Source organism: Pseudomonas sp., from assembly GCF_049301935.1.
Classification (GTDB): domain Bacteria; phylum Pseudomonadota; class Gammaproteobacteria; order Pseudomonadales; family Pseudomonadaceae; genus Aquipseudomonas.
Genome location: NZ_JBAQLP010000007.1, coordinates 43,282 through 59,088, shown reverse-complemented (window position 1 = coordinate 59,088; position 15,807 = coordinate 43,282). Strand labels below are relative to the sequence as shown.

General features: G+C 62.2%; 12 protein-coding genes. 4 read left to right on the top strand and 8 right to left on the bottom strand.

Translation table 11 applies throughout. The features are described 5' to 3' along the window. Positions 1-75: 75 nt before the first annotated feature. The 6 genes from WA145_RS00975 to recQ all read right to left on the bottom strand — a co-directional run bounded on the left by WA145_RS00975 (position 76) and on the right by recQ (position 8,921). Positions 76-2,127 carry a FimV/HubP family polar landmark protein gene (locus tag WA145_RS00975; protein WP_422579775.1) on the bottom strand — a complete coding sequence of 684 codons (2,052 nt, stop codon included), beginning with the start codon at positions 2,125-2,127 and terminating at the stop codon, positions 76-78. 260 nt (positions 2,128-2,387) lie between these two features. After that, positions 2,388-3,791 (bottom strand): DHA2 family efflux MFS transporter permease subunit, encoded by a 1,404-nt coding sequence (locus WA145_RS00970; RefSeq protein ID WP_422579774.1) that lies wholly within the window; start codon positions 3,789-3,791, stop codon positions 2,388-2,390. Then, complete coding sequence (locus WA145_RS00965) at positions 3,791-4,225, bottom strand: MarR family transcriptional regulator (RefSeq protein ID WP_422579773.1); 435 nt, start codon at positions 4,223-4,225, stop codon at positions 3,791-3,793. Before WA145_RS00965 ends, WA145_RS00970 begins: the two co-directional genes overlap by 1 nt. A gap of 92 nt (positions 4,226-4,317) precedes the next feature. Then, a complete protein-coding gene (locus WA145_RS00960; RefSeq protein WP_422579772.1) occupies positions 4,318-5,334 on the bottom strand; it encodes a DUF2804 domain-containing protein in 1,017 nt (338 codons plus the stop codon). A gap of 209 nt (positions 5,335-5,543) precedes the next feature. Next, positions 5,544-6,707 (bottom strand): diguanylate cyclase domain-containing protein, encoded by a 1,164-nt coding sequence (locus tag WA145_RS00955; protein ID WP_422579771.1) that lies wholly within the window; start codon positions 6,705-6,707, stop codon positions 5,544-5,546. A gap of 87 nt (positions 6,708-6,794) precedes the next feature. Beyond that, a complete protein-coding gene (gene recQ, locus WA145_RS00950) occupies positions 6,795-8,921 on the bottom strand; it encodes a DNA helicase RecQ (protein WP_422579770.1) in 2,127 nt (708 codons plus the stop codon). 164 nt (positions 8,922-9,085) lie between these two features. On the opposite strand from recQ, the gene WA145_RS00945 reads away from it, so the two are divergent. From WA145_RS00945 to lapD, 4 genes are all read left to right on the top strand, one after another. Next, positions 9,086-9,673 carry a UPF0149 family protein gene (locus WA145_RS00945; protein ID WP_422579769.1) on the top strand — a complete coding sequence of 196 codons (588 nt, stop codon included), beginning with the start codon at positions 9,086-9,088 and terminating at the stop codon, positions 9,671-9,673. A gap of 9 nt (positions 9,674-9,682) precedes the next feature. Then, positions 9,683-10,096 carry a YbaN family protein gene (locus tag WA145_RS00940; protein WP_422579768.1) on the top strand — a complete coding sequence of 138 codons (414 nt, stop codon included), beginning with the start codon at positions 9,683-9,685 and terminating at the stop codon, positions 10,094-10,096. Positions 10,097-10,187: 91 nt separating this feature from the next. After that, positions 10,188-10,880 (top strand): cysteine protease LapG, encoded by a 693-nt coding sequence (gene lapG, locus WA145_RS00935; RefSeq protein WP_422579767.1) that lies wholly within the window; start codon positions 10,188-10,190, stop codon positions 10,878-10,880. A gap of 9 nt (positions 10,881-10,889) precedes the next feature. Next, positions 10,890-12,839: a cyclic di-GMP receptor LapD gene (lapD, locus tag WA145_RS00930; RefSeq protein ID WP_422579766.1), complete on the top strand. Its 1,950-nt coding sequence runs from the start codon at positions 10,890-10,892 to the stop codon at positions 12,837-12,839. 157 nt (positions 12,840-12,996) lie between these two features. On the opposite strand, the gene WA145_RS00925 is transcribed toward lapD, so the two are convergent. Then, positions 12,997-14,403: a sigma-54-dependent transcriptional regulator gene (locus WA145_RS00925; protein WP_422579765.1), complete on the bottom strand. Its 1,407-nt coding sequence runs from the start codon at positions 14,401-14,403 to the stop codon at positions 12,997-12,999. A gap of 6 nt (positions 14,404-14,409) precedes the next feature. Continuing rightward, entirely contained in the window at positions 14,410-15,618 is a 1,209-nt protein-coding gene (locus tag WA145_RS00920; RefSeq protein ID WP_422579764.1) for a sensor histidine kinase, read from the bottom strand. Positions 15,619-15,807 lie beyond the last annotated feature (189 nt).

Genomic DNA, 15,807 nt, shown 5'->3' with positions numbered 1-15,807 from the left:
CAGTAGCCTTACCTCAGCAGAAGAAAAACGCCCGCGTACCAGAAGCACGCGGGCGTTGATCATCTAGGTTTTGAATCAGGCAATCTTTGCCAGCAGCTGACGCGCCTCATGCTTCTGCTGCTCATCGCCCTCATTGATCACTTCATTGAGAATCTGGCAGGCACTGTCTAGGCTGCCTTGCTCGATATACGCCAGCGCCATATTCAGCTTGGAAAGGTTGTCGCGGTCGCCGGCTAGTTGATCGAGATCGTCAAGAAATGCGGGGTTTAGCTCATCGACCCAGTCACCAGTGGCGGCTTCCTCTACCAGCATGGTTTCGGCAAACGGGCTGCGGACATCTCGATTACCGGCGAACTCGAAAATGTCTGGCGTTTTATGTTTGACCGAAGCGTCAGCGCGCTCAGCCTTACCCACCATCTTGTCAGGTACGAACGGGCTGACCAGGTCCCAATCGGCATCCAACGACAGATCATCCAGATTGAGCTGACCATCATTAGCGGCTTCCTGCGCCGGCTCCTTAACCTCGTCCAGCTCTAACACTACGTCATCAAGCAGGCTGCTAGGAGGTGCCGCGAACATCTCGGCATGCCGTGCTTTCAGCTCATCGATTCGTGCGGGAGTAAATCCGGAGGCACGCACCAATGCTTCATGGGCAACAAAACCCTGGGCATCGCCCAGCAAGGCCAGCACTTCGAGTAGACGGAAACCGATATCGCTACGCTGTGGCTGCGCCTCCCAAGCTTTGTGCAAGGTACTGGCGGCCTCACTCAGGCGGCCATAGGCGATATACACATTGGCGCTTTGCAGGGCATCTTCGCCAACCGACGGCCACACCGGCACGGTACGCGGCGCGTCACGTACGCTGATGGCAACCGGTGCCACGGCGGCGGCAGGAGCAGTAGACGCAGCAAGCGGAACGCTGCGTGCCCCGGGCGCCACCGGCATACGCATAGGCTCGGCGAGCATTGGGCCAGGATCGGGCGCTGTTCTGCCGCGCCAGAACAGGCCGACTACGCCCGCCACTAACAGCGCCAGCAGGCCGGCGAGAATCGCCAGCCAGTTACTCTCTGATTCCGCTGTAACCGGTGGGGTTGCCGCGACCGGAACAGGCGCGGCGGTTGCTTCGGCATTCGCCTGGCGGGCAGCCAACTCGGCCTGCAGGCCGGCTATCTGTTGATCACGCGCGGCCATCTGCGCTTGCAGTTGCTGCACTTGCAGGCCCAGCTGCGCCAGGCTCTGCTGCAATTGCAAAGTCTCGGAAACCTGGCTGGCCAGTTCCTGTTCAACACGACTCTGTTGCTCAATCAGCCTCTCGGCAGGCGGGTCAAGGGGCAGTTCAGCATCGGCAACTGACGCCGTGTCAGTCGGCATTACAGTCGAGTCAGCAGTCACGGCAACAGGCTCGACTACTGGCAAAGTAGCAGCGACGGCAGGACTGTCTGGAAGTAACAGGCGAGCCCCGGCCAGCAAACGACTGCGATCACCATTGATAAAGGCTTGCGGATTGAGTGCATGTATCTCGTTCATCAGCACCTGAACGGAGCCCTGTTTGGCACTTGCAACTAGTCGCGTGGCAATCTTCCACAGGCTGTCGCCACTGACCACGCTATAGCTATTGCCCTGGGTGGTTGCTGGCATTACCGCCGGGCGACTGCGCTCGACGGCAGCCACACGCGGCGCAGCTGACACAGCAGGGGATGCGGGAGCAGCCAGACTGCGATAGGCAGCGGAACTGGGCGGATCAAGCAGCACGGTGTACTCGCGGTACAACTGGCCATTAGGGCGCGCCACTTCGACGATAAAGTTCAGGTAAGGCTCGCGCACCGGCTGGGTCGACACCACACGAATCACGCTTCTACCGCCGCGCAGCAAGGGCGTGAAGCGCAAGTCATTGAAAAAATACAGACGATCGACGCCTGAACGGGCGAAGACTTCAGCGGGTGCCAGGCGCACACGCATATCGGCACCGCTCAGATCGCCCACATCAAATAACTCGATTTCGGCATCCAGCGGCTGACTGAGCGCCGAATGCAGGGTGATCTCGCCCAGACCCAGGGCTGGAACCAACCCCGAATACAGGGCCGAGCTGGATGCCAGGCCGATCAGCAGTTGACGAACCTTGGCCATAAAAAACGCTCCCGGTGAACCGCCCCTGCACCCTTGCAATTACACGTCATGGACGTGCGCTTCCAGCGCTTGCGAGAGTATAAAGACGGCAAATGCGGCCTTGGGACTACGTTCCCTGTTTAATCCGGCTGGTGCATGGCAATAATTACGGCGCACTGAATAGACAAATGCTCACCGCCGTTCGGCAAAAAGCCGCCACAGGTGCAAGCATAGGCCCACAGCCAAGAATATGACAACTGCGTCACACCGCCGTTTAGCTGTCAGCGCTTTGTCACCCTAACGCCCCAGGCCGCCAAAACCGTAATCGCGAACACCCCGGCCACCAGCCAGAAACTCTGCTTGAAGGCCAGCATTTCGGCGAAGTGATCGCCGCCTTCCGCGCTGTGCCGCCATTCCAGGAAGAAGGTCAGCAGATTGACCCCGAACGCCCCGCCTAACTGGCGCACGAAAGTGATGGCGCCAGCGCCCTGCGCCAGCTCCTCTGAGCTGAGGATATCCAGCGAACCGGTACTCAAGGCCGGCAGCAATATACCTAGACCAATACGCCCAATGCAGGCCCAGAAACACAGCTGGATAAACGAGGCGCCCGCCTCGACCCAGGCCAGCCCCGCCGCCGACAGGGCAAAGATCAGCAGACCGGTACTCAGCAGCACGACCGCAGACAGCCGGTCACTGAGCCAACCGCCGAGAAAGGACGCCATACCCATCAACAGCCCGGCCGGCAATAGCAGCAGCCCCGAGCGCCCGGCGCTGAATCCCTCGACGGTCTGCAGATACAGCGGAATCAGGTAGGTCGAACCATAGAGGCCCAGGCCAAGGGTCAAGGCGACCCAGCTGGCGCTGCGAAATCCGGCATGCCGCCACAGCGCCAGCGGCAGCAGCGGCTGAGCGGCGCGCCGGCTGCGCAGAATAAATGCCACGCCCGCCAGCAGCGCCACACAGCCCGGCAACCAGACCCTCGGCGCCGTCCAGGCAAAGCGCTGCGCTTCGGCGAGAAAACCCAGCGCGGCAAAAATCGCTACACAGAGCCAGGCAAAGGCCTGGAGATCCAGACGCGGCGTACTGCGCTGACGCTCACTGGGCAGCAACCACTGCCCCGCGAGCATGGCCAGCAGGCACATCGGCAGCGGCATCCAGAAGATCGACGGCCAGCCGAAATGATCGACCAGGTAACCACCAATCCCCGGCCCCAGCGATGGCGCCAGCATCACTCCCAGGCCGTATATACCCAGCGCCATGCCGCGGCCGCCATCGGCGAATACGCGAAAGATCAGCACCATGGCCAACGGCTGTACGATCCCCGCGCACAGCCCCTGCACAATGCGCAGGGCAATCAGCTGCCAAGCAGCGTAAGCGACCAGGGCCAACAGTGAGCTGAGGATAAACAGCAGCAGGCCAACCTGCGCCGTACGCCGCGCGCCGAAGCGTGCCTGGGCCCAGGCGGCCAACAGCAGGCCGGCGGTCATGGCGGCGAGAAAACCGGTGGACAGCCACTGCGCCAGCGGCCGGCCGATGGCGAAATCCGCCATGATCACCGGCAGGGCGACGTTGATACTGGTGGAGGCCAACACCATGGCCATGCTGCCGACCATCAGCACCGCCAGCAGCCACTGCGGGTAACGCGGACCGAAGCGTTGCTGCAGGCTTTGCAAGTCGTCACGCATCAGCGTTTTTCCAGGTTACTCAACACCTGGGCATGGACCTTCTGGCAGCGCCGCAATTCGTCTTCATCAATGCCGGCGAACACTTCCTGGCGCAGTTGCGCGGAGATCGCTTCGATCTTTTCAATCAGTGGACGGGCTTCTGGGCTGAGGGCAATCTTCTTCGCGCGACGGTCTTCCGGCACCGCCTGACGGCTAACCAGGCCCTGGGCTTCCAGGCTGTCGAGCAGGCGCGCCAGGGTCGGCCCTTCAACGCCGACGCTCTGCGCCAATTCACGCTGGGTCGGTAATTCGGCAAAACGTCCCAGGTGCAGCAGCACCAGCCAGCGCGCTTGCGACAGCCCCAGACCGACCAGGCGGCGATCCAGTTCGGCGCGCCAGGCGCGGGAGAGTTGGGCAACTTGCATGGCAAAACGGTGTTGATCGGTATGCGACATGGACAGCGGCTCTTAACTATAAAAAACTAATTATTAGCCAGCTAACCATAACCTTTTTGCCGAGGCAAGCCTGCAAAAGGCTTACAACCGTTTCACCACTTTACATACTGGTCTTCAACAAACCCCCAGAGCTTGTCGATACGTACCTCGGGGCGACCAGTCGGGCGCAGCACGCCGCTGAACTGACCGAATATCTGTTTGAAGTTGCTCGCCAGCAGCCCCAGGTTCAGCCGTTCCTTATGCAGGCCACGGCCCTCGAAACGCAGCTCGACCTGGCCGTCATAGGAGTCGATCAACCAGGGCTGCAGCGGTTGATCGCGATCAAAAGCAAAACGCACCGTATCGACCTTGAGCAGCTCACCATCCAGCCAGAAGCAGTTCTCGGTAAAGCTGCTTTCATTGACCCCGCAGGACAGGTTCAGCCCAACCCGCTGCTCACCCGCCAGGCCGGACAGGCAGGCCCAATTCCAGTGGGTCTCGGGGCGCATATATCCGGCCGACCAGTCGTGATGGGCGAATGCGCCAACCTGCGCCAGATCAAAATCTCCCAGCACGCTGCGTACCTGCCCCGTGCAGCGTACCCCCGCCACCTTCTGCGCATAGACCCAGCCATTGACTGCCGTCGGCGTGTTGATGCACATCGGCTGAAACGCCGGCTCTGCCTCGGAAAAACAGGCATCGATGCGGGTGCCGTCATCCAGCTTCACCAGCAGGCGCTTTTCCTTCGATGCGGCGCTGTTCTCCAGGCGCAGCAGATTGCCGCCGCTGCGCACCTCGCACACGCCCTGATCCGGGGTCTGCGAGAACTGGCTACCCAAGCCCAGCGGCAGCTTGAACTGGCGCTCGATCATGCGCCCACTGGCGGGATGGAACAGGTAGACAAAACCCACACCCAGCAGGCTGAGGTTGGCCAGCGCGCAGCCGCCAATCAGCTCATCGCTGATCAGACCGAAATACTGGAACTGGTGGAAGCGCCGCCACTTGGCCAAGGCGCCCAGCTTGCGGCCCATGGGCGAGCGGAAATCAAAGTCGCGGTAATTGATCAGCCCCGGCGCGGCGGGAAAGATGCCGTAATGCGGCTGGCCGTTGGCCTGAATCAGTCGATCCATCGGAGCAATCACTCAAGGAAAAAACCTCAGCGATGCTAGCACCCAGGCTTCGCTGCGGGCATTCACCCCAGGCGCCAAGCGCAGCGGCAAAATCGGCCATGACTGAAGCGGTTGGGCTGAGCTGCGCGAAGCCCAACAACAAGGTCTGTCTGACCTCGGCGCGCTCTCCATCGTCCGTTGGGCTTCGCCGCTGAGCGCCTCAACCCAACCTACGCCACCACCTGATTACGGCCAAACGCCTTGGCCTCGTACAACGCGCGATCCGCATGCTCGTAGAGCTGCGCCAACGCACCACCGGCGGCCGGTTGAATGCAGGAAATGCCAATCGACATAGTCAGCATGCTCGCCGTATCCGAGCCGGCATGTTCGATATTCAGGGTCTGCAGGGTCTGGCGCAGCGCTTCGGCGTGATGCCGCGCTTCGGCTTCGCCGATGTCATAGAGCAGCACGGCAAACTCTTCGCCGCCCAGGCGCACTGCCATGTCCAGCGGGCGCCGCGCCGCGTCCTGCAGCAGGCTGCCAATGCGCTGCAACACGTTATCGCCGGCCTGGTGGCCGTAGTGATCGTTGTAGGCCTTGAAGTGATCCACATCGCAGAGCAGCAACGCCAGGTTGCGCTGCTCACGCTGAGCCTGGCGCCACAGGCGCTCGAACTGACGGTTGAAGCTGCGGCGGTTGTGCAGTCCGGTCAGGCTGTCGTGATCGGCCAATACACGCATCAAACGGCTGATCAGAAAATGCTCACGCGACTTGAACTCCAGCAGATAACAACCCACCGCGCCCATCAGGTTGCCGAACAACAGAAACAGGGTGTTATTGATCAACCGTGGCAGCGCCACGCTGGCCACCAGCAGCTCGACGCAGACGTAGACCAGCAGCACCAGCAAGGAACAGCACAAGGCTTCGAGCAGACGTAAACCCGCCAGAAAGTAAGCAGCCATACAGACCAGCAACAACCCCTCATAGGGGTAGCCGGGGTCAACCCGATGGGCAATACCCACCACGAAGGACGCCGCCGCCCCCAGGGCCAGCAGGCTGACCAGGCTTAACGGCTGCAGTAGGTGGGTATGCTTGCGCTGGATCAGCAGCCCAGCGAACAGGCACAACAACAGTAAAACGGCGAGACGGATGGCCAGCATCCACCACACCTCGGGCGCCTCGATCAGCACAAAATCGAACGCGGCAAAGGCCAGCCACACCAGAATGCCCACGCCCAGGGCAATGCGCTTGAGGTCGAAGGTGTCGTCACTCAGGTAGTCGCGGTACTCCTGCTCCAGCGGCCGCGAGAAGCGCAGTAGACGAAAGCCCAAGGCGAGCTGATCCGCGTAGGGATTGGGGTGAACATCGTCTAACCAGGCATGGGAAAGTGGCACCGGAACCTCTATAGCAGCGTGGCTGAAAACACCTTAGTCGCTCGTACTCGGTGCCACAAGATCAACCGGCGGCCAGACCGCGGTCACTTAGGCCTCGAACTCCGCCTGCAAGGCCGCTCGTACGCAGTGCAAAATGCCCAGCTCCACGCGCCCGACAAACTGCTCGCTGATCGCGGCTACCGGCGGCAGCTCGCCCTCGCCATCGAGAAAGGCATCCTGAATTTCGCCGAGCAATGCTTCGGGCACATCCAGCGCCTGCTCCAGGGACAGCTGCTGACGGCCAATGGCTTCAGCCAGCAGAGCGTAGACATTCTTTTCACTGCAGCTGAGCTGACTGGCGATCTGCGCCGGGGTCATGCCGGCACGGGCCAGGCTGACCAGTTCATGGCGCAAATCGACCACCGCACGCGGCGCTTCATCCTCCGCACCGAGCACGGCCAGGAAGGCCTCGCCATAACGCTCCAGCTTGCGCGCGCCGACACCACTGACCCGCGCCATCTCGGCCAGGGTACTGGGCTGGCTGCGCAGCATCTCCAGCAAGGTGGCATCCGGGAAAATTACATAAGGCGGCACGCCATGCTCCTCGGCCAGTTTGCGGCGCAAGGCACGCAGCGCTTCCCACTGGCCGCGCTCCTCGCCACGCACCAGCTGGCTGGCGGCGCTGCTGGAGGCCTTGGCGCTCTGCTGCGGTTTCAGATCGCGGCGCAGCTGCAGGCTGACCTCGCCCTTGAGCAAAGGCCGGCAACTGTCGGAAAGACGCAGGCCACCAAAGCCTTCCAGGTCGACATCGGCCAAGCCGCGCGCCACCAACTGGCGAAACAACGAACGCCACTCAGCTTCGGCCAACGCCTTGCCGATGCCGAACACCGCCAGGTGCTGATGGCCCACGCCGCGCATCTTCTCGTTATCACGACCGAGCAGCACATCGACCAGGTGCCCCACGCCATAACGCTGGCCGGTGCGATAGATCGCCGACAGCGCCTGGCGCGCCGGCTCGGTGGCATCCCAGGTCTGCACATCGTCGATACAGTTGTCGCAATGGCCGCAGGGCTGCGGCATGTCTTCGTCGAAATAGGCCAGCAGCGCCTGGCGCCGGCAGCGGGTTTCCTCACACAGGGCGAGCATGGCATCAAGCTTGTGCTGCTCGACGCGCTTGTGCCGTTCATCGCCTTCGGAGTTATTGAGCATCTGCTTGAGGAAGATCACATCCTGCAGGCCATAGGCCATCCAGGCATCCGCCGGCAACCCGTCACGGCCGGCGCGACCGGTTTCCTGGTAATAGGCTTCCAGGGATTTCGGCAGATCGAGGTGAGCGACAAAGCGCACGTTGGGTTTGTCGATACCCATGCCGAAGGCGATAGTCGCCACCATGATCAGCCCTTCCTCGTTGAGAAAGCGCTTCTGATGATAGGCACGCAGTTCGTTGGCCAGGCCGGCGTGGTACGGCAACGCGGGGAAGCCCTGCTCGGAGAGGAACGCGGCGACTTCTTCGACCTTTTTGCGCGACAGGCAATAGACGATGCCGGCATCGCCCTTGCGCGCCGCGAGGAAGCTGAGCAGCTGCTTGCGCGGCTGCTCCTTGGGCACGATGCGGTAGAAAATATTCGGCCGGTCGAAACTCGACAGGAAGCGCTCGGCATTCTGCAGATGCAGGCGCTGGACGATTTCCTCGCGGGTGCGCATATCCGCCGTGGCGGTCAGGGCGATGCGCGGCACATTCGGGAATAACTCAGCGAGCTGCCCCAGCTGCAGGTATTCCGGGCGGAAATCATGCCCCCACTGCGACACGCAATGCGCCTCGTCGATGGCGAACAGGGCAATCTCGAGGTTCTGCAGAAAGCTCAGCATGCGCGGCTGCACCAGCCGCTCGGGGGCGAGATAGAGCATCTTGATTTCGCCGCGCTTGATCCGCTCGGCGATCTCGCGCTGTTCATCGGCGCTCAGGGTCGAATTCAGCGCCACGGCGGCGACGCCGAGTTCATCGAGGGTGGCCACCTGATCATCCATCAACGCAATCAGCGGCGACACCACCACCGCCAGGCCTTCGCGCAGCAGGGCCGGCACCTGAAAGCACAGCGACTTGCCGCCACCGGTGGGCATCAGCACCAACGCATCGCCGCCACTGGCCACGCGCTCGATAATCGCACCCTGACGGCCACGGAAGCTGTCGTAACCGAATACGTCTTTGAGGATGCGTTGCGCGTGGTCGAGCATGAAAGGTCTCCGAAACAAGCCGCGCATTATACGCAGGTGCCGCTTGGGCACGCGCGAGCGTGGCGGAGTTTGATCCGATTTTCACCCACTGCACTGCGGCTATGGCTGCTCAGGCCGCTCTAGACTAGAATTCAGCCTCGTTTACTCCTTCAAGGTAGCCCCCGATGTCCTTCGCCGAGCAACTCTCCCGCCTGCAAGCCTTCCTCGATGCCGATGAGCTGCATGAAGAGGCCCTGGACTACATCGCCGCCCACGGCTACCTGACCGCCCTGTCGATCTGCCCACAGCCGGTGCCAGAGCGCGAGTGGATTGACGCGCTGTTCTCCGAGGCGCCGCACTACCGCAGCGACGCCGAGCGTGAAGAGATCGAAGCCACCCTGATTCAGCTGCAAAGCCATATCGCCCGCCAACTGGCCAGCGACGATGAACCCGACGTACCCTGCGACCTCGACCTGGGCGATGAGCCGGATGATTCCGACCTGCGCGGCTGGTGCATTGGTTTTATGGAAGGCGTGTTCCTGCGTGAAGCGGTGTGGTTCGACGACGCCGAAGATGAAGTCAGCGAGCTGCTGCTGCCGATCATGGTCGCTTCCGGCCTGTTCGACGAACAGCCCGAGTTCGCCGAGATCGCCCGTGACCGCGATCTGGTCGACAGCATGGTCGAGCAGATCCCCGAGCTGCTGACCGCACTGTTCCTGCTGTGCCATGCGCCGGAAGAAAAACCGGCCCTCCTGAAGCCTCGCCACCACTAAGCACGCGCCATGGCGCGTGAGATTCAGCAACCGGGTGTTCAAGAGCAGCGCAACCCCGTCATTCGCTATGTTCTGCTGGCCATTGGCTGGCTGAGCGTGGCGCTGGGGGTGATCGGCATCTTCCTCCCTGTGCTGCCCACCACGCCTTTTCTGCTACTGGCGGCCGCCTGTTTTATGCGCAGTTCGCAGCGCTTCTACCTGTGGCTGGTCAATCACCGCCAGCTTGGCCCGTGGATCGTCGACTACCTCAACGGTCAGGGCATTCCACTCAAGGGCAAGGTCTACGCGATCAGCCTGATGTGGCTGAGCATCGGCCTGTCGTGCTACCTGGTACCGCTGTTCTGGGCCCGGGCCTTTATGCTGACCAGCGCGGTGCTGGTCAGCCTGTACATTCTCAGTCAGAAAACCCTGGTCAAACCCTAAGCACCACGCCAGCCGACATTCGCTATAGTCAGCGCGGCAAAAATCTGCAGCAGCACCTAGACTCTTCCAATCTCCGGCCGAGGCGCGGTACATGTCACCCCGTCAGCTTACTCATGGATGGTTCAAGCGCCTCAAGCGAGCGTTGCTGGGTGGCTGCATCCTGCTGATCGGCCTGGCCAGCGCCCTGGCCAACTGGGACTTCGGCGTCATCCTGCAAAATGCCGAAAGCCGCTACGGCAACCTCGGCGCAGCCAAGCAACGTATCCAGGCCTGGGAAGCGCAGATCAAGGCCAGCGGCAGCAGCAGCGAACGAGACAAACTCAACGAGGTCAACCGCTTCTTCAACCGGCAGATCCGCTTTACCGACGATATCCGCCTGTGGAAACAGAACGACTACTGGGCCACGCCCATCGAGATGCTGGTCAAGGGTGAAGGCGACTGCGAAGACTATTCCATCGCCAAATACTTCACCCTGCGCCGCCTCGGCATCCCCAGCGACAAGCTGCGCATCACCTACGTCAAGGCGCTCAATTACAACCAGGCGCACATGGTCCTGACCTACTACGCCAGCCCCGGCGCCGAACCGCTGGTGCTGGACAACCTGATCAATGCAATAAAGCCGGCCTCGCAGCGCAAAGACCTGCTACCGGTCTATGCGTTCAATGCCGAAGGTCTCTATCTCCCAGGCTCCAACAGCAAAAAGAGCGATTCCAAGAAGCTCTCGCGCTGGCAGGACATCTTGAAAAAAATGCGCACGGAGGGCTTCGCCATCGGCGAAGGCTAGGAGGAACCAATGTCTCTACTCAAGCAGCTATTTCTTGCCATCTGCCTGTTCCTGGTCGTGGCCTTTACCGGCAGTTTTATCGCCGGAGTGGAAAGCTCGCGCGAGCAACTGCTCAGTCAGCTGCGCTCTCACGCCCAGGACGCCGCAACCGCGCTGGGTCTGTCGATGACCCCGCACGTGGATGACCCGGCGATGATCGAGCTGATGGTCAGCTCGATCTTCGACAGCGGCTATTTCACCAGTATCCGCGTAGTGCGCATCCCCGACGATGAAGTGATAGTCGAACGGCGCAGCGACGATGCCAGCGACGAAACCGTCCCGGCCTGGTTCAGCGAGCTGGTCGACCTGCAACCCCAGGGCGGCGATGCGCTGATCATGCGTGGCTGGGAACAGGCTGCGCGAGTCGAGGTACTCAGCCACCCGCAATTCGCCCTGGCCAAGCTCTGGGACAGCGCCATCGGCAGCCTGATCTGGCTGCTGCTCTGCGGCCTGGTCAGCGCCGTGCTCGGCGGCTGGCTGCTGCGCACTCAACTGCGCCCGCTGGACAACATGGTGCAACAGGCCCAGGCCATCACCCGCCGCGAATTCCTCACCCTGCCCAAGGTGCCGCGCACCCCCGAGCTCAAGCGCGTGGTCACCGCCATGAACCAGATGGTGGAAAAGCTGAAAACCTTGTTCGCCGAGGAAGCCGCGCGCAGCGAGAAGCTGCGTGAAGAGGCCTATCAGGACAGCAGCACCGGGCTGGCCAACCGCCGTCTGTTCGATATTCGCCTGGCCAACCAACTGGTGGTCAGTGAACAGAATGCCGAAGGCTACCTGATCCTCCTTCGGGTCAATGACCTCGGCGGACTCAACCAGCGCCTCGGTGGCCAGCGGACCGACGCGCTGATTGCCGCTATCGGCGAGCTGCTCAAGCGCCTGCTCAACCAGACCAACCGCTCGGACTGGCTGGCCTCGCGCAGCCGGGGTGGCGAATTCAGCCTACTGGCTCCCGGCATTGGCAGTGAAGAAGCCGATTTGCTCGCAGGCGAGCTGCACAGCGGCCTGGAAAGCCTGCGTCAGACCGGCGCCAGCGACTGCACCCCGGTGGCGCATATGGGCATCGCCGCCTTCCGCCCGGGTGAAGAGCCCAGCCAAGTCATCGGTCGCGCCGATCAGGCGCTGGCGCAAGCGCAGAACGATCCGAGCCGCCACTGGGTGCGCCTGGACGACTACAACGCGCAACCGACCCAGGGCCTGCACGACTGGCGCACCTGGATCGACGATGCGCTGAACACGCGCAAGCTGCAGCTGTATTTCCAGCCGGTCACGCAATGCACCGACCGCCATCAGCTGCTGCACCACAAGGTGCTGGCACGCCTGCTTGATCCGCAAGGCGAAGCGATTGCTGCAGGCCGTTTCCTGCCCTGGATCGAACGCCTGGGCTGGACCGCCCGGTTCGACCTGGCCATGCTCGAACACAGCCTGGCGCACCTCAGCCGGCATGCGGCGCCACTGGCCCTCAGCCTGTCGGCGGCGACCCTGCGCGACAGCGAAACCCTCAAGCGCATGTTTGAAATCCTCAAACAGCACCCGCAGCAGGCCAGCCTGCTGACCCTGGAAGTGGACGAGCGTCATCTACCGCCTGCGGCCGAGTTGGAAGCGCTTAGCCAGGGCATCCGCGAAGCCGGTTTCAGCCTGGGCCTGCAACACTTCGGCGGACGCTTCAGCCTGATCGGCAACCTGACCCACCTGGGCCTGGCCTACCTGAAACTCGACGGCACCTATATCCGCGCCATCGATCAGGAAAGCGACAAGCGCATGTTTATCGAAGCAGTATTCCGCGCCACCAACAGCATCGACCTGCCGTTGATTGCCGAGATGGTAGAAACCGAGGGCGAGCTGGCGGTGCTCAAGGAATTGGGGCTGTACGGCGCCATGGGCCGCCTGTTGGGCGCACCGCAGCCTTGGAAGGAGTAAAAGAGCGATCAGGCGCAGGGGGAGACGTTTTACCCATTCACCAACAGCGACCTTATGGTGGATGAAAAGGGCGTCATCCACCCTACAGTCCCGGCATTTCAGCCTGCGGCCGAATGCAACCCGGGCTGCAGGTCATGCATATAAGGTTCCAGCTGCCTCAGCTGGCAAACAGATAACCTTCCACATCCATCCCGGCATCACGCATCTGCGCCAGCTTGTAGCGCAGGGTGCGCGGGCTGATGCCCAGACGCTCGGCGGCTTCCTTACGGCGGCCGCGCTCGGCGCGCAGGGTATCGATGATCATCTGAAACTCATGCCGGCGCAGGTCATCGCCCAGGGCACCGACCTCTGCCGGCGAGGTGTCCTGCTGCGCAGGTGCGCTATTGACCACCACCGCCAACAGCGGCTGTGCGGTCGGCGTAACCGCCGAACCAATCGGTGCCAGCAGGCAAAGGTCTTGCGGCTGGATCAGCCCGCCCTGCTGCAAAATCAGCGCGCGCTGAATGGCGTTATCCAGCTCACGCACATTGCCCGGCCAGCTATGGCTCATCAGGCTCATCTGCGCTTGCGGGGACAGCCGAATCGGCGCGTGATTCATTTTCTTCACGTACTTGGCCAGCAGACGCTCGGCCAGCGGCACGATGTCCGCCGGGCGCTCACGCAGCGGTCGCCAGGCCAGCGGGAACACTGACAAACGATAGTAAAGGTCTTCGCGGAAACGCCCCGCCGCCACTTCTGCGGCCAGGTCGCGGTTACTGGTGGCCAGCACGCGAATATCCAGGGTAATCGGCTTGCGCGCGCCCACCCGCTCCACCTCACGTTCCTGCAGCACGCGCAACAACTTGGCCTGCAAGCCCAGCGGCATTTCAGAAATCTCGTCGAGCAGAATGGTGCCGCCCTCGGCCAGTTCGAACTTGCCCGGCGCGCTGGTAATTGCCCCGGTAAATGCGCCCTTCTCATGGCCGAACAGCGTGGCTTCGAGCATGTTGTCCGGAATTGCCGCGCAGTTGATCGCAATAAAGGGTTTGCTGCCGCGTGGCGACTGCTGGTGGATAAAGCGCGCCAGCACCTCTTTACCGGTGCCGGATTCGCCGGTGATCAGCACCGTGGAATCGCTCTGCGCCACCCGTGTGGCCAAGGCCAGCAGCTGCACGCTGGCCGGTTCCTCGGCGACCGGGCCGTCCTGTTCACTGGCTGAAACCCGGCCCAACGCATGCCGATCCACCAGCGTCAGCAGGGCTTTCGGCTCGAATGGTTTGACCAGATAATCCGCCGCGCCCTGGCGCATGGCATCCACCGCTCGCTCCACCGCGCCAAAAGCGGTCATCAGCAGCACCGGCAGTTGCGGCTGGCGCTGACGAATCTGCGCGAGCAACTGGTGGCCATCCATGCCGGGCATGTTTACGTCACTGACCACCAGGCCGAAGGGCTCTTCGGCAATCGCCAGCAGCGCCGCCTCGGCGCAATCCACCGCGCGGTAATCATGCCCACCCAGCGCCAGGGTATCGGCCAGCGCCTCGCGCAAGGCGCGGTCATCTTCGACCAATAGAATTTTGCTAGCCATGGATGGTTACTCCTGAATCAAAGGGTGCGTAGCACCAAGCAGCGGCAAGGTGAGAATGGCGCAGGTGCCACGCCCCGGCCGCGAACGCAGCTGCACATCGCCCTGATGGGCGCGCGCCACTGCCTTGACCACGGCCAGGCCAAGCCCGGTGCCGGTGGTTTTGGTGGTAAAGAAGGGTTCGCCGAGGCGCGCCAATGTCGCGCTGTCGATGCCTGGGCCGTTGTCGCTGATGCACAGGCGCAGCGTTTCGCCGCGCTGATACAGATGAATCTTCAAACGCGCCTCACGGCCGCCAGCCTGAATCGCGTTCTCGATCAGATTGAGCACCGTGCCAACCAGGGTGTCGCGGTTGCACAGCAACTCGCCCGCGCGGCTGTCACACTGCCAGCGCACCTGCATATCCAGCACATGGGGTTCGGCGGCGCTGCGCAACGCATCGAACAGCGCCTTGGGCGCCAGGCGATCGGGCAACGGCAGCTCGCCCCGGGCGAAGATCAGCATGTCGCGCACCTGATGTTCCAGCTCGTGTAGACGCTCTTTCAGGCGGCCGGCAAAGCGCTGCTGCTGCTCAACCGGCAGCACCTGCTCAGTCAGATGACTGGCGTAGAGCAACGCAGCGGACAGCGGCGTACGAATCTGGTGGGCCAGGGATGCGACCATGCGGCCCAGGGCAGACAAACGCTCGTGGCGGGACAGTTGATCCTGCAAGCGCCGGGTTTCTGTCAGGTCGGTCAACAGCACCAATTGGCCAGGCTCGGCGTGCAGTGAACGAGTGGCAATCGACAGGCGCCGGCCATCCTTCAGGGAGATTTCGTGGCCATCATCCTCGCGCGGAGCGAAGTTGCGCGAGATGACCTGACGCCAGAGCATGCCCACCAAAGGCAGACCAAGTAGGTTGCGCGCCACCGGATTGGCCTCGCGCACCACGCCCTGACCATCGATGACGATTACCCCGCCGGGCAACAGATCCAGCAGGCTCTGCAGACGGTGAGCCAGGCGCTCTTTCTCGGCCAGCTCCTGCATACGCTGGGCGCTGACCAGCGCCAACTGGCCCTTGAGCTCGGTCACCCGCGCTTCGAGCATACTGTAGGAGGTGCTGAGCTGGGTCGACATCTGGTTGAACAGGGCAAAAGCCTGTTCGAGCCCGGCACGGCTGGCCTGCTCCACGGGAGCAGGCGCTTGGGATTCTTCAGGGCGTTGGGCGTTGGCGTTCATGGTTCTCTCTCGCGCAGCGAGCCGTCATAAGACAGTCAGTTGCATGAGAGATAGCAATACCCGTGCCTGAAAAAATATTCCTTATATATCAATATCTTGCTGAAATAACGTCAAGAAACCGGCTAATTTCCTCTACAGGATACGGATAACCTTGTAGGAGCCAGCTGGCTGGCGCCTACCTATCCTATG